The sequence below is a fragment of the Clavibacter sp. A6099 genome (assembly GCF_021919125.1).
GTDB classification, from domain to species: Bacteria; Actinomycetota; Actinomycetes; order Actinomycetales; family Microbacteriaceae; genus Clavibacter; species Clavibacter seminis.
This window is the reverse complement of record NZ_CP083439.1, coordinates 1,692,031-1,705,961: the sequence shown is the minus strand read 5'-3', so window position 1 is coordinate 1,705,961 and position 13,931 is coordinate 1,692,031. Positions and strand designations below refer to the sequence as shown.

11 protein-coding genes are annotated in these 13,931 nt (G+C 73.0%); 4 read left to right on the top strand and 7 right to left on the bottom strand.

The features are described 5' to 3' along the window. Positions 1-117 precede the first annotated feature (117 nt). On the top strand, positions 118-894 hold the full coding sequence (locus KYT88_RS08065; protein WP_043587002.1) for a hypothetical protein: 777 nt from the start codon (positions 118-120) through the stop codon (positions 892-894). A 368-nt stretch (positions 895-1,262) separates the two neighbouring features. Continuing rightward, the gene (locus KYT88_RS08060; RefSeq protein ID WP_043587005.1) at positions 1,263-2,042 is read left to right on the top strand and encodes a hypothetical protein; all 780 of its coding nucleotides are present in this window, start codon (positions 1,263-1,265) and stop codon (positions 2,040-2,042) included. Between the two features lie 71 nt (positions 2,043-2,113). Here KYT88_RS08060 and lepA read toward each other — a convergent pair whose 3' ends face one another. The 3 genes from lepA to KYT88_RS08045 form a co-directional block, all read right to left on the bottom strand. Continuing rightward, the gene (lepA, locus tag KYT88_RS08055) at positions 2,114-3,961 is read right to left on the bottom strand and encodes a translation elongation factor 4 (protein ID WP_043587007.1); all 1,848 of its coding nucleotides are present in this window, start codon (positions 3,959-3,961) and stop codon (positions 2,114-2,116) included. Between the two features lie 112 nt (positions 3,962-4,073). After that, positions 4,074-5,051, bottom strand: a complete 978-nt coding sequence (locus KYT88_RS08050) for an epimerase (protein ID WP_043587010.1) — start codon at positions 5,049-5,051, stop codon at positions 4,074-4,076. Beyond that, entirely contained in the window at positions 5,048-6,307 is a 1,260-nt protein-coding gene (locus tag KYT88_RS08045) for an amidohydrolase (RefSeq protein ID WP_051629378.1), read from the bottom strand. Before KYT88_RS08045 ends, KYT88_RS08050 begins: the two co-directional genes overlap by 4 nt. 95 nt (positions 6,308-6,402) lie before the next feature. Here KYT88_RS08045 and KYT88_RS08040 point away from each other — a divergent pair, with 95 nt between their 5' ends. Together KYT88_RS08040 and rpsT are read left to right on the top strand one after the other, a co-directional pair. Continuing rightward, positions 6,403-6,921, top strand: coding sequence for an NUDIX hydrolase (locus tag KYT88_RS08040; protein WP_043587011.1), 519 nt, complete (start codon positions 6,403-6,405; stop codon positions 6,919-6,921). A gap of 135 nt (positions 6,922-7,056) precedes the next feature. Then, positions 7,057-7,320 carry a 30S ribosomal protein S20 gene (rpsT, locus tag KYT88_RS08035; protein ID WP_043587013.1) on the top strand — a complete coding sequence of 88 codons (264 nt, stop codon included), beginning with the start codon at positions 7,057-7,059 and terminating at the stop codon, positions 7,318-7,320. Between the two features lie 98 nt (positions 7,321-7,418). Here the strand turns inward: rpsT and holA are convergent, their stop codons facing one another. The 4 genes from holA to leuS all read right to left on the bottom strand — a co-directional run bounded on the left by holA (position 7,419) and on the right by leuS (position 13,914). Continuing rightward, on the bottom strand, positions 7,419-8,447 hold the full coding sequence (gene holA, locus KYT88_RS08030; protein ID WP_043587015.1) for a DNA polymerase III subunit delta: 1,029 nt from the start codon (positions 8,445-8,447) through the stop codon (positions 7,419-7,421). 85 nt (positions 8,448-8,532) lie between these two features. After that, positions 8,533-9,921 carry a ComEC/Rec2 family competence protein gene (locus tag KYT88_RS08025; RefSeq protein ID WP_237583620.1) on the bottom strand — a complete coding sequence of 463 codons (1,389 nt, stop codon included), beginning with the start codon at positions 9,919-9,921 and terminating at the stop codon, positions 8,533-8,535. 365 nt (positions 9,922-10,286) lie between these two features. Beyond that, positions 10,287-11,000, bottom strand: coding sequence for a ComEA family DNA-binding protein (locus KYT88_RS08020; protein ID WP_310648381.1), 714 nt, complete (start codon positions 10,998-11,000; stop codon positions 10,287-10,289). A gap of 355 nt (positions 11,001-11,355) precedes the next feature. Next, positions 11,356-13,914 (bottom strand): leucine--tRNA ligase, encoded by a 2,559-nt coding sequence (gene leuS / locus KYT88_RS08015; protein WP_043587019.1) that lies wholly within the window; start codon positions 13,912-13,914, stop codon positions 11,356-11,358. Positions 13,915-13,931 lie beyond the last annotated feature (17 nt).

Here is a 13,931-nt window from a genome sequence, read left to right as displayed (position 1 = left end):
TGGACGAGCGCGGGGCGACCTCCGCGACCCCTAGCCTTCACACGACGACGGGCCTCCCGGCGCCGCCCCCACCCCCATCCCGACGCTCCGCGTCGACCATCGGAAGGCTCTTCCCGCATGCTCCGCTCCCTCGCCGCCCTCGCCGTGGCCGGCACCCTCGCCGTCGGCGGTCTCGCGGTCGCGACCCCCGCATCCGCCGCGTCCGCCAGCGGCATGTTCTACTCGGTGCCCTACGACTCCACCCTCTTCGAGGTGACGACAAACGACGGGGTCCCGCACGCTGACCCCGCCACGTTCGAGGACTGGTCGGCCGCCGGTCGCCCCGCGCCCCGCGCCTCCACCACCGTCTACGTGCGCTTCACGTGGGAGTCCACGGTCCAGGCCGACAGCACGGCGGGCGGGGCGCGGTTCTCGACGTCGCTGGGCTACGACGAGTGGCGTCGGGCTGGCTCCCCCACCCCGCGGACCGATCGCCTCCCGGCCGCGGCGAGCATCCTCCAGTACGACGCGTCGGACGAGCTCTTCGTCGTGGCGGGGTACTCGTCCTTCTCGGACGTCGTCGACTACCACCAGCTGACCTTCGCCGAGTGGACGCACCTCGGCTCCCCCGCCGTGGACGAGACGTCGCCGCGCCCCTTCTCGAAGCTCTCGTGGTACGCCACGCTCGTCGGCCCGATCTCGGACGACGGCACGACCGGCCCCGTGTCCTTCGAGATCTGGGACAGCTACGCCCGCCCCACGCCCGAGGTGGTCTCGTCCTACCCCGGTGACAAGTACTGCCGGGCCGCCGGCGCGCAGGAGATTCGCTACATCGGGAAGGCCGCCCCGGACGGCGTGGCGATGACGTTCGACGAGTGGCTCGCCGCCGGGAAGCCGCAGCCCGGCACCTGCTGAGCCCCGCTCCGATCAGACGACGCGCCCCCCGCCTGCCAGGCGGGGGGCGCGTCGTGCGTCCGGGCTCCGGCAGCCGATCGCGACATAGCACGGGCCGGATCGCATGTCATCACCCCGCGTGGTGACGGCCTCTCATCCCCTCGCGCCACCCCGTCCAGGGGTCATTTCCTACGTGATGAAACCGTGATCAGAAAGGGATTCCGGCGACGCGGGGAACCGCTAGCTTGAGCGTGCGACGGCAAGCCGGAACGGGTCGGAGCGGATCGGATCACCCCGATGCGCACGTGCCACATGGACGCCGCAGCTCCTGTTCCCCTCCACTCCATCCACCCTCTCCGACGCTCGTCGTCGACCACCGGAAGGCCACCATGAACCGCTCACTGCCCGCCCTCGCCCTCGTCGGGGCGCTCGCCCTCGGCGGCTCGCTGCTCGCCGCGGCGCCCGCCCAGGCCGCCGCCGGGGGGACCTACTACTCGGTCCCCTTCAGCGACTCCCTCATCCTCGAGAGCTCCATCTCCGCCGACGAGCCTGGCATCGGCTACGCGACCTTCGCGGAGTGGAAGGCCGACGGCTTCCCGCGTCCCGTGCCCGCCGACGTGGAGTACCGCGTCCTCCCCTGGAGCAGCACCGTCTTCGCGGACGTGATCGGCACGCACTCCGGCCTCACCGCGTCGCTGTCCGGCGCCGAGTGGCGCCGCGCGGGATCGCCGACCCCCACGCGCAACGTGCTCCCGATCTCCTCCCTCGTCTTCCAGTACCCCACGTCCGACGAGCTCCTCGTCCGCACCGGCACGCTCTGGGGATCGGACGCCGCCGAGTGGCACACGATGACCTTCGCCGAGTGGCGCACCCTCGGGTACCCCCCGGTCGACATCCGCACCGAGAGCGGCTACTCGCGGCTGGCCTGGCTCGAGACGATCGTCGGGCAGGACCCCGTCACGGGTGAGGACGGACCCATCAGCTACGACGACTGGCTCGACGCCGGGCGCCCGACGCCGAAGGTCCTGCAGGCCTTCCCGTTCGACAAGTACTGCTCCAACCCGGGCAGCACCGAGGTCCGCTACATCGGCATGGCCGCTCCCGAGGGGCTCGCGCTGACGTTCCGCCAGTGGGTCGCCGCCGGCTCGCGGACGCCGACCGCCTGCTGACGCTCCCTCCCTGCACGCGACGCGCCCCCTGCCTCTCGAGGCAGGGGGCGCGTCATGCGTGCGGGATCGGGCTACTTGGCCTTCTTCTCCGTGTCGCCGGAGAGCGCGGCGATGAACGCCTCCTGGGGGACCTCGACGCGGCCGACCATCTTCATGCGCTTCTTGCCCTCCTTCTGCTTCTCGAGCAGCTTGCGCTTGCGGGTGATGTCGCCGCCGTAGCACTTGGCGAGCACGTCCTTCCGCATCGCGCGGATGGACTCGCGGGCGATGATCCGCGCGCCGATGGCGGCCTGGATCGGAACCTCGAACTGCTGGCGCGGGATGAGCTCGCGGAGGCGGCCGGTCATCAGCACGCCGTACGCGTACGCCTTGTCGCGGTGCACGATGGCGCTGAACGCGTCGACCTGCTCGCCCTGCAGCAGGATGTCGACCTTGACGAGGTCGGAGTCCTGCGAGCCCGCGGGCTCGTAGTCGAGCGACGCGTATCCGGCGGTCTTGCTCTTGAGGTTGTCGAAGAAGTCGAACACGATCTCGCCGAGCGGCATCGTGTAGCGGATCTCCACCCGGTCCTCGCCGAGGTACTCCATGCCGAGCAGGATCCCGCGCCGCGACTGGCACAGCTCCATGATCGTGCCGACGTAGTCCTTGGGCGCGAGGATCGCGGCCTTCACCACGGGCTCGGAGACGCTGACGATCTTGCCGCCCGGGAACTCGCTCGGGTTGGTGACGGTGACCGTCCTCTTGTCCTCGCTCGTGACCTCGTAGATCACGCTGGGCGCGGTCGTGATCAGGTCGAGGCCGAACTCGCGGGAGAGGCGCTCGGTGATGATCTCGAGGTGCAGGAGGCCGAGGAAGCCGCAGCGGAAGCCGAAGCCGAGCGCGACCGAGGTCTCGGGCTCGTAGACGAGCGCGGCGTCCGACAGCTTGAGCTTGTCGAGGGCGTCGCGGAGGTCGGGGTAGTCGGATCCGTCGATCGGGTAGAGCCCGGAGAAGACCATCGGCAGCGGCTCGGTGTAGCCGGGCAGCGCCTCCGTCGCGGGGCGCGCGGCGGTCGTGACGGTGTCGCCGACCTTCGACTGGCGCACGTCCTTCACGCCCGTGATGAGGTATCCGACCTCGCCGACGCCCAGTCCGTCGGAGGGCGTGGGCTCGGGCGAGCTGACGCCGATCTCGAGGATCTCGTGGGTGGCGCGCGTCGACATCATCGAGATCTTCTCGCGCGGGCTGAGCTTGCCGTCGATCATGCGGACGTAGGTGACCACGCCGCGGTAGGCGTCGTAGACCGAGTCGAAGATCATGGCGCGCGCGGCGGCGTCGGGGTCGCCGACGGGCGCGGGGATGGTGCGGGAGACGCGGTCGAGGAGGTCCTCGACGCCCGCGCCGGTCTTGCCGGAGACGCGCAGCACCTCGGACGGGTCGCCGCCGATGAGCGAGGCGAGCTCGGCCGCGTACTTGTCGGGATCCGCCGCCGGCAGGTCGATCTTGTTGAGCACCGGGATGATCGTGAGGTCGTTCTCGAGCGCGAGGTAGAGGTTCGCGAGCGTCTGCGCCTCGATGCCCTGCGCGGCGTCGACCAGGAGGATGGCGCCCTCGCACGCGGCGAGCGAGCGGGAGACCTCGTACGAGAAGTCGACGTGGCCCGGGGTGTCGATCATGTTGAGCGCGTAGGTCCGCCCGTCGAGCTCCCACGGCATGCGGACGGCCTGGCTCTTGATCGTGATGCCGCGCTCGCGCTCGATGTCCATGCGGTCGAGGTACTGGGCGCGCATGGAGCGCGAGTCGACGACGCCCGTCATCTGCAGCATGCGGTCGGCCAGCGTGGACTTGCCGTGGTCGATGTGGGCGATGATGCAGAAGTTGCGGATGGACGCGGGGTCGGTCGCGGCGGGCCGGAGGGCCTTCGAAGCTAGGGGGCTCACGCGTTCCTTACGGGTCTTGTCGGTGGAGCGGAACCACGATCATCCCACGGCATGCCCGCCGAGCCGTCGTCGCGGCGAGCGGCCTGCCCCGCGGTCGCGCGCCGCGGCGCGGTCAGCGACGCACGATGTCGGCCACGGCCGCGTCGAGCTCGGGCCAGCGGAAGCGGTAGCCCGCGGCCTCGAGCGTCTCCGGCACGACCCAGCGGCTCTTGAGCACGAGCTCCGGCTCCGTGCGGAAGAGCCACATGCCGACCTCGAGCATCCACCGGTTCGCGGCCAGGCCGATCGGCATGCCGACGGCGCGGCGGAGGACCTTCATCAGGCGGCGGTTGGTGACGGGCGCGGGACTCGACGCATTGACGGGTCCCTCCAGCGTCGGGGTGTCGCGCACGAAGCGGATGATGCCGACCAGGTCGTCGATGTGCAGCCAGCTGAAGACCTGGCGGCCGTGGGTCGGCTGGTACCCGTGGTGCGCACCGGCGCGGATCCTGGACGGCCGACCGGGGAAGCGCCCGTCGAGCTGCGGGCCGCCGAGGCCGAAGCGCGCGAGGCCGAGGAGCGGCTGGAGGGCGCCGTCGCGGCCGAGCACGATCGCGATCCGCAGCGCCACGCGCCGTGTGGACGGCAGCTCGGGGGCGAAGAACGCGCGCTCCCAGGCGCGGCCGACCGACGGGGAGAAGTCGTCGCCGAGCTCGCCGGTCGACTCCGTCTGCGGCCGGTCGGTCGCGTGCCGGTAGACGGTGGCGGTGGAGGCGTTGATCCACACCGGCACGGGCCGTGCGCTGTCGGCGACGGCGCGGGCGAGCTCGGCCGTCGTCTCCACGCGGGAGCGCAGGATCTCCCGGCGGTTCGCGACGCCGTACCGGCAGTTCACGCTCTTGCCCGCGAGGTTCACCAGGAGGTCGGCACCGTCGAGGAGCCGGCGGATCCCCTCGGCGTCGCCCCAGCGCGCGTCGGCGCCGGAACGGCCGATCGTGCGGACCAGGTAGCCCTCGTCGGCCAGCTCGCGCACGAGCACCTGCCCGATGAAGCCGGACGCGCCCGCCACGACCGCCGTGCGCGGGGCGCTCGACCCCGGTGCCTCGCTCATGAGCCGAAGCGCGCGCGGCGCTCGACCGTGGTGCCCTGGCCGTCGGCCCAGGTGTAGACCGTGCTGCCGCCGATGATGACGTGCTCGGCCCGGGACTGGACGTCGAGCGGGTCGCCCGACCAGATCACGACGTCGGCGTCGAGGCCCGGCGTGAGCGCGCCGACGCGGTGGTCGAGGCGGAGGATCGCGGCGGGGTTCGCGGTGATGGCACGGATCGCGATGTCGGCGGGCAGGCCGTCCTTCACGGCGAAGGACGCCTGGTGCACCAGGAAGTCGATCGGCACGACGGGCGCGTCGGTCGTGATCGCGACGAGGACTCCGGCGCGGTGCAGCGCGGCCAGGTTCGCGACGGCGCGGTCCCGGAGCTCGACCTTGGAGCGCGAGGTGATCATCGGGCCGAAGATCACGGGGATGCCGCGCTCGGCGAGCACGTCGGCGATCTTGTCGCCCTCGGTGCCGTGGTTGACGACGAGGCGGTAGCCGAACTCGTCGGCGAGGCGGATCGCGGTGGCGATGTCGTCGTGGCGGTGGGTGTGCTGGTCCCAGGCGAGCTCGCCGTCGAGGACGCGCACGAGCGTCTCCTTGCCGAGGTCGCGGGAGAACGGCTTGCCCTCCTTCGCGGCGTGGTCGCGGGCGGCGCGGTAGTCCTCGGCGTCGCGGAAGGCCCGGCGGATCACCATGGCGACGCCCAGGCGCGTCGACGGCGTGCGGTCCTTGGCGCCGTAGACGCGCTTCGGGTTCTCGCCGAGGGCGCTCTTGACGCTCACGGAGTCGCTGACGAGCTGCTCGTCGATCGTGCGGCCGCCCCACGACTTGATGGCGACGGACTGGCCGCCGATCGGGTTGCCTGAGCCGGGCTTCACGACGATGGTCGTGACGCCGCCCTTCAGCGCGTCGCGGAAGCCCTCGTCGTCGATGTCGATCGCGTCGATCGCGCGCACCGAGCTCATGTCGGGGTCGGTCATCTCGTTGGTGTCGTTGCCCGCGGGGCCGTTGGCCTCCTCGTGGATGCCGACGTGACCGTGCGCCTCGACGAAGCCCGGCAGGACCCAGCGGCCGCTTGCGTCGATGACGGTCGCGCCCGCGGGGACGTCGACGTCGCCGGCCTGGCCGACCGCGGCCACGAGGCCGTCGCGGAGGAGGACGGTGCCGCCCGGGATCGGGGCGCCGTCGACGGGGACGACGTGGCCGCCGACGATGGCGGTGACGGAGGATGCGGACGCGCGGACGGGAGCGGTGCTGTCGGTGAGGGGCATGGTCCGAGCCTAGGACGCGGGCGGGAGGCGCCGGCCCGGGGATCCGCCGATGCGCCGCCGGCGGGAGGTCCGCGGGGCGCCGGTACGCTCGAGGGATGGGCATCCCCGACTTCATCGTCTCCCTCCGCGAGCGGGTCGGCACCGCTCCCCTGTGGCTCTCGGGCGTGACCGCCGTGATCCTCGACGGCCCCCGGGTGCTCCTCGTCCGTCGCGGGGACACCGGCGAGTGGGCGCCCGTCTCGGGGATCCTCGAGCCCGGCGAGGAGCCCGCCGTCGGCGCCCGGCGGGAGGCCGAGGAGGAGACCGGCGTGATCGTGGAGGTCGAGCGGCTGGTCGCCGTCGGGACGACGGACGAGATCACCTACCCGAACGGCGATCGCGCCAGCTACCTCGACCTGACCTTCCGGTGCCGCTACGTCTCGGGCGAGGCGCGCGTCAACGACGACGAGTCGCTTGAGGTCGCCTGGTGGCCGGTCGACGCGCTGCCGGAGATGCCCGCCGACTTCCTCGGGCGGATCCGGCACGCGGTCGACGACGCGCCCGAGACCCGGTTCGTGCGCCCCGGCGACGAGGTCCCCCGGCTCGCCCGCGACGCGCGCGGCCCCGCGGCCTGATTTCCGGGCCGCGACCTGGTATCGTCGCCTGTTGGCTTGCGTGTGATCCTCCCCGATCACGCGGTATCGCCGCAGGCGCCCTCTCTCGCTGAGCGGCAACTCATACGACGACAACTCGAACGGAAGACATAACACGTGGCAAACATCAAGTCGCAGATCAAGCGCATCGGCACCAACAAGAAGGCCCAGGAGCGCAACAAGGCCGTCAAGAGCGAGCTGAAGACGGCCATCCGCTCCGTCAAGACCGCCGTCTCCGCGGGCGACAAGGACGCGGCCGTCAAGGCCGTCAGCCTCGCCGGCAAGAAGCTCGACAAGGCCGCCAGCAAGGGCGTCATCCACAAGAACCAGGCCGCGAACCGCAAGGGCGCGATCGCCAAGCAGGTCGCCAAGATCGGCTGACCTCCCCTGGTGCGATCGACGGGCCCCGCGCATCGCGCGGGGCCCGTCGTCATGTCCGGGGCGGATCCGGCGGGTGAGCCCGGCGGTCTGGCCGCGCGTCAGTCGCGACCGCGTGAGGCGACGGTGCGCACCATGCGCTCCAGCGAGTAGACGGGATCGCGTCCGCCGCCCTTGACCTGCGCGTCCGCCTCGGCGAGGGCCTCGATGGCCCGGCCGAGACCCGCGTCGTCCCAGAGCTGCAGGTCGCGGCGGGCGCGGTCGACCTGCCACGGCGCCATGCCGAGCTTCGACGCCAGCTGGCCCGACGCGCCCGAGACTCCGGACACCTTGGCCATCGTGCGGATCTTCATCGCGAAGGCGGCGATGAGCGGCACGGGGTCCGCGCCCGAGGTGAGCGCGTGGCGGAGCAGGACGAGAGCCTCGCCGCCGCGGCCGGCGATGGCCGAGTCCGCGACCGCGAACGCGTTGATCTCGACCCGGCCGCCGTAGTACTGGTTCACAGTGACCTCGGTGATCTCGTGCGCGGTGTCCGAGATGAGCTGCTGGCACGCCGACGCCAGCTCGCTCACGTCGTCCTGGAACGCGGCCACGAGCTGCCGCACGGCGCCCGGCGTGATCGAGCGCTTCGCGGCCCGGAACTCGGCCACGGCGAAGTCGTGCTTCTCGCTGTCCTTCTTGAGCTCCGCGCAGACGACCTCGATGCCGCCGCCGGTGCCCGAGCGCACGGCGTCGAGCAGCTTCTTGCCGCGCACTCCCCCGGCGTGCCGGAGCACGACGTACGTGTCGTGGGCCGGCTGGTCGAGGTAGGCGACCGCGTCGAGCAGGAACTGGTCCGAGCACTTCTCCACGTTGACGACCCGGATGAGCCGCGGCTCCGCGAACAGGGACGGGCTCGCGAGCGTGATCAGCTCGCCGGGCGCGTAGGAGTCGGCCTCGATGTCGGAGACCTCGATGCGCGGATCCTCCGCCGTGAGGATGTCGCGGAGGCGTCGCATCGCCCGGTCGGCGAGGAGGGCCTCGGTGCCGGACACGAGGACGACGGGCGCCGGCCGCACCGCGTCCCAGGAGAGCTGCGGGATGGCCGCGGAGGGCTTCGCCGCCGTGCTGCGGGACGTCCTGGTGGCCATGCGGGTCCTTCCGGAGGGTGCGGGTGCGGGTGCCCGGGGTGCGGATGCCCGGAGCGGGGCGGGCCGACGGTCGGGCGGATCCAGGTTAGCCGTCGGGTGGGACATCCCCCGGCCCCGGGACGGCCGCTGCGGGCGGCACCGGGGAGGCCGGACGCCCGAGCGCCACCACCGCGATCACCAGGGCGATCGCGACCGTGAGCGCGATGACGCCCGCGGGCCCCGATGCCCAGGGCACGCGGCCCGCGGGGAGACGGGACATGACGGAGGCGACCGCGGCGATCCACGACGCCGGCAGCCAGGCCAGCCGCAGCACGAGACCGCCCGCCGCCGGCCAGACAGGGAGGACGACGCACGCGACGAGGCCGCCGATGGTGGCGGGCGCGGCGGCGGGCTCGGCGAGCACGTTCGCGAGCACCCCGTGCACCGGCAGGCCGGGTTGCAGCACGAGGAGCACCGGCTGGCACGCCACCTGCGCGGCGACGGGGATCGCGAGCGCCTCGGCCAGGCGGCGCGGCATGCGGCGCGACATGCGGTCGGCAAGCGGGGGCGCCAGGACGAGGAGCCCGGCCGTCGCCAGCACGCTGAGGGCGAAGCCGAGGTCGCGTGCCAGCCAGGGATCCCCCGTGAGCAGGACGACCACCGCCACGGCGAGGGCGGGCAGACCGCGGGATGGCCGGCCGGACGAGGCGGAGACGATGAGCACGGCGGCCATCACGGCGGCGCGCAGCACGCTGGGCTGGGGCGTCACCAGGATCACGAACGCGCCGAGAGCTGCCAGCGCGGCGGCCGCTCGCGCCGGTCGTCGGAGCCCGGCGGCGGCCGCCAGCGCGAGCACGAGTCCCACGATGACCGCGCAGTTGGCGCCAGAGACCGCCGTGAGGTGCGTGAGCGAGCTGTCCTTCATGGTCTGCGCGAGGGCGGGCGTCACCGCCGACACGTCCCCGATCGCGAGGCCGGGCAGCAGCTCGGCCCCCGGTCCGCGGAGGTCGGCGGCGGCGGCGGCGAGGCGCGCGCGGAGGGCGTCGGCGAACCCGAGCGGGCCGGCGGGACCGCCCGCGACATCGGGTGCCCCACGGGCGACGAGGAGGTAGGCGGCGCGATCGCCCGGATCCGCGGCCCGGACGGCGGCGCTCAGGCGTAGGAGGGCGCCGACCCCCGGATTGGCGTGCGGGGATCCGTCGTGCCGCTCGTCGGCGCCCGTGGCGAAGACCACGACGGGCACCGGGGCGGGCAGCCGCAGCGTGGCGTCGTCCGTCCGTCCTCCCGCATCGCGGCCGACGTGGAGGGCGGTGAGGTGCGCGACGATCCGCACCCGATCGGCGCGGCCCGGTCCGCTCCCGGAGCGCGAGGCGACCGGCGCGGGGGGCTCGTCGACGACGGCGTCCGCGACCACCATGCCGTCCGCGTGCGCGGCGGCCTCGAGGGCCTCCGGGTGTCGCGACGGCTCGCGGGCGGCGGCGCCGCCGAGGAGCATGGCCGCGACCCCGGCGGCGACCGCCAGCGCGGCAGCGGCGCGGCGGATCCGGGCCGCAGACGCGTCCTGTCGGCGCGCCCTCCGGCGGCGTGGGATGGGCGACCGGGCGTGCGGGGTTGCCGTCGCGGTCGCACGCGGCCTCGCGCGAACGGCCGACCGGACGGCGATCCCGGCGCACACCACCGCCAGCGTCGCGACGGCGACGGCCGACGGCGCGGCCGCACCGCGGATGCCGATGGCCGCCGCCGTGGTGGTCCAGCCGGCGGCCGCGGGGATCGCGAATCGGAGGTCGATGTGCGGAGCTGCCGCACCCCACCCCCCTCGCGCTGGCCTGCTCGAGCCGCCGTCAGCGCCAGGCCTCGGAGTCACACCCGCACCAGCGGGGTGAGCGACGCGAGCGTGCGATCGCCGATGCCCGGCACCCGACCGAGGTCGGCGACGCGCGCGAAGCGGCCGTGCGCGGTGCGCCAGGCGATGATCCGGGCGGCCAGGGACGGTCCGACGCGCGGGAGCGTCTCCAGCTGCTCCGCCGTGGCCGTGTTGAGGTCCACCGGTGACGACGGGCTCGCGGACCCGCCTGCGGCTCCGGGAGCGCCCGACGTCGCGGGCGCGGCCGGGGCCTCGCCCTGGCGCGGGACGACGAGCTGCTCCCCGTCGGAGAGGACGCGCGCCAGGTTGACGCCCGCGGTGTCCGCCCCGTCGGCGAAGCCGTGGGCGGCGGCGAGGGCGTCGACGACGCGGCTGCCCGGCGCCAGGGGGAACAGCCCCGGGGACACGACCGCGCCGACCACGTGCACGTAGATGGGCGTCCGTGCGCCCTGGGCGGATCCGCCGGTCCCGCCGTCCGCGTCGGCCGCGTCCCCGGCGCCCGTCTCAACGGTCGCGTCGCCGTCCCCGGATCCGTCGGATGCGGCAGCACCTGCGCTCGTGTGCGCCGACGAGCTCGGGTGCGCCGCAGGGACCGCGGTCGGGGAGGCCAGGCCGGCCGATTGGACGGCGGTGACCAGGATCGTCACCACGAGCGCCGCACCGACCAGCACGACCGCGGCCCCGATGCCGACGCGGAGCCGGATGCGCACCCGTCGACCGGGCAGCGGATGCACCTCGTCGGCGGGGCGGCCGGGGACGCCGTCGTCTGCAGGGTCGGCGCCACCGTCCGCTCGCGATGGGGGAAGGGCGTCCGAGGGCCACTCGGCGTCGGGCTCCCACCCGTCGTCCGTCCATCCCGTGCGTTCCCGGTGCTCGGCGGCATCGGGTCCGGGACGGGGTCGGCGGAGGGGGCGCATGGGGGCACGGTAGGCGGTGGCCGGCGGCGTCCGGCCCGCGCGTCCGGGTCTGGGGATCGCCGTCGCGGATCCGGCCTGGGATGGAGCGAGGGCGGCCCGTCGCCGGACCGCCCTCGCCTCACCTCGACGTAGGGTCGCGGGCCGTCCCTCAGGGAGCGGGCGTGGTGGTGATGCTCACGATCTTGGGCGCGCGGACGATGACCTTGTCGATGGTGCGACCCGCGGTGGACCGCTTCACGCCCGCGGTATCGCGCGCGAGCGCCTCGAGCTCGTCCGCCCCGATCTTCGCGTCGACCTCGAGCTTGTCGCGCACCTTGCCGTCGACCTGCACCACGGCCGTGACCGTGCTCTGCACGAGCAGGTTGCGCTCCGCCTTGCGCCAGCCGGCGAACGCCACGGACCCCTCGCGGCCGAGGCGCCTCCACATGTCCTCCGCCGTGTACGGAGCGAACAGGCTGAGCGCGATGGCGACGACCTCCGTCGCCTCGCGTACGGCCGCGTCGCCGCCGCCTGCACCCTGGTCGATGGTCTTGCGGATGGCGTTGACGAGCTCCATGGTGCGTGCGATGACGACGTTGAACTTGAACGCCTCGAGCATGCCGGGCGCCTCGGCGAGGAAGCGGTGGGTGACGCGCCGGAGCGCCTCGTCCCCCGTCTTCCATTCGATCTCCGGGGCGCTCGTGATGTCGCCCGTGAGCCGCCATGCGCGCGCCAGGAACTTCGCGGATCCGGACGGGGAGACGTCCTCCCAGTCGATGTCGTCCTCGGGCGGGCCGGCGAACGCCATGGTGAGGCGGATGGCGTCGACGCCGTGGCGGTCCATCTCGGAGCCCAGGTCGACGCCGCCCTTGCTCTTCGACATCTTGCTGCCGCCGGAGAGCACCATGCCCTGGTTGAGCAGCGCGCTGAACGGCTCGGTGAAGGTGACGTAGCCGAGGTCGAACAGGACCTTCGTGATGAAGCGCGAGTACAGCAGGTGCAGGATCGCGTGCTCCACGCCGCCCACGTACTGGTCGATGGGCGCCCAGCGGTCGGCGTCGGCCGGGTCGAACGCCTTCGTCGCGTCGTTGGGCGACAGGAAGCGCAGCCAGTACCAGGAGCTGTCCATGAAGGTGTCCATGGTGTCGGGATCGCGCGTGGCCGGGCTGCCGTCGACGGGGCTCGGCACGTTCGTCCACTCCGTGGCGGCCGCCAGCGGCGACTTGCCCTTCGGCGTGAGGTCGAGCCCCTCGGTGTCGGGCAGCCGGACGGGCAGCTGGTCCTCGGGGACGCGGATCTCGTTGCCCTCGGCGTCGTAGACGATCGGGATGGGCGTGCCCCAGAACCGCTGACGCGAGATGAGCCAGTCGCGCAGGCGGTAGTTCTTCGCCGCGCGGCCGCGGCCCTCCGCCTCGAGCTGCTCGATGACGCGCTTGATGGCCGGCTGCTTGCTCAGCCCGTCGAGGGAACCGGAGTTGATGAGGCGGCCCTCGCCGGGCAGCGCCACGCCCGTGCGACCGGGCAGCACCTCCTCGAGGTCGGGCAGCTCGCCGTCCTCGGGGATGACGCGGATGGCGCCCGTGACGGGCTGCGTGGTGTCGACGACGACGCGCACCGGCAGGTCGAAGGCGCGCGCGAAGTCGAGGTCGCGCTGGTCGTGCGCGGGGACGGCCATGACGGCGCCCGTGCCGTAGTCGGCGAGCACGTAGTCGGCGGCCCAGACGGGGATCCGCTCGCCGTTCACGGGGTTGATCGCCGTGCGGCCGAGCGGGATGCCCGTCTTCGGGCGGTCGGTCGTGGAGCGCTCGATCTCGTTGAGGCGCTGCGTGCGCTCCAGGTAGCCGCGGAACCGCTCGCGGACCTCGTCCGACGCGCCCTCGACGAGCTCCGCCGCCAGGTCGCTGTCGGGTGCGACGACCATGAAGGTGGCGCCGTGCAGCGTGTCCGGACGCGTGGTGAAGACCGTGACGGGCTCGTCGCGGCCCTCGACGACGAAGTCGACCTCCGCGCCGATGGAGCGTCCGATCCAGTTGCGCTGCATGCTGATGACCTTCGCCGGCCACGTGCCCTCGAGCTGGTTCAGGTCGTCGACGAGGCGGTCGGCGTAGTCGGTGATGCGCAGGTACCACTGCGTGAGCTTCTTCTTGACGACCACGGCCCCCGAGCGGTCGGACGTGCCGTCGGGCAGGACCTGCTCGTTGGCGAGGACGGTCTGGTCCACCGGGTCCCAGTTAACCCAGCTGTCCTTGCGGTAGGCGAGGCCCTTCTCGTGCATCTTGAGGAACAGCCACTGGTTCCACCGGTAGTACTCCGGGTCGCTCGTGTGCAGCTCGCGCTCCCAGTCGAAGGACAGGCCGTAGCGCTTCATCGACTGCTTCTGCGTCTCGATGTTGGCGTACGTCCACTCGCGCGGGTCGACCCCGCGCTTGATGGCGGCGTTCTCGGCGGGCAGGCCGAAGGAGTCCCAGCCGATCGGGTGGAGGACGTTGAAGCCCTGCTGGCGCCAGTAGCGCGCGACCGCGTCGCCCAACGCGAACGCCTCGGCGTGACCCATGTGCAGGTCGCCCGAGGGGTACGGGAACATGTCGAGGATGTACTTGCGGGGGCGGCTGTCGCTCGCGTCCGGCGTGCGGAACGGCTGCTCGCGCTCCCACACCTCCGACCACTCGGCCTCGATGGCGCGGAAGTCGTAGGTCTCGCCGGGGGTGTCGGGGGTCTCGTGTGCCAAGGGCGCTCTCGATTCGA

Coding starts and splice junctions, on each gene's coding strand:
- KYT88_RS08065 (WP_043587002.1), top strand. CDS start 118: ATGCTCCGCTCCCTCGCCGCCCTCGCCGTGGCCGGCACCCTCGCCGTC.
- KYT88_RS08060 (WP_043587005.1), top strand. CDS start 1,263: ATGAACCGCTCACTGCCCGCCCTCGCCCTCGTCGGGGCGCTCGCCCTC.
- KYT88_RS08050 (WP_043587010.1), bottom strand. CDS start 5,051: ATGAGCGAGGCACCGGGGTCGAGCGCCCCGCGCACGGCGGTCGTGGCG.
- holA (WP_043587015.1), bottom strand. CDS start 8,447: ATGGCCACCAGGACGTCCCGCAGCACGGCGGCGAAGCCCTCCGCGGCC.
- KYT88_RS08045 (WP_051629378.1), bottom strand. CDS start 6,307: ATGCCCCTCACCGACAGCACCGCTCCCGTCCGCGCGTCCGCATCCTCC.
- KYT88_RS08025 (WP_237583620.1), bottom strand. CDS start 9,921: ATGCTCCTCGGCGGCGCCGCCGCCCGCGAGCCGTCGCGACACCCGGAG.
- KYT88_RS08040 (WP_043587011.1), top strand. CDS start 6,403: ATGGGCATCCCCGACTTCATCGTCTCCCTCCGCGAGCGGGTCGGCACC.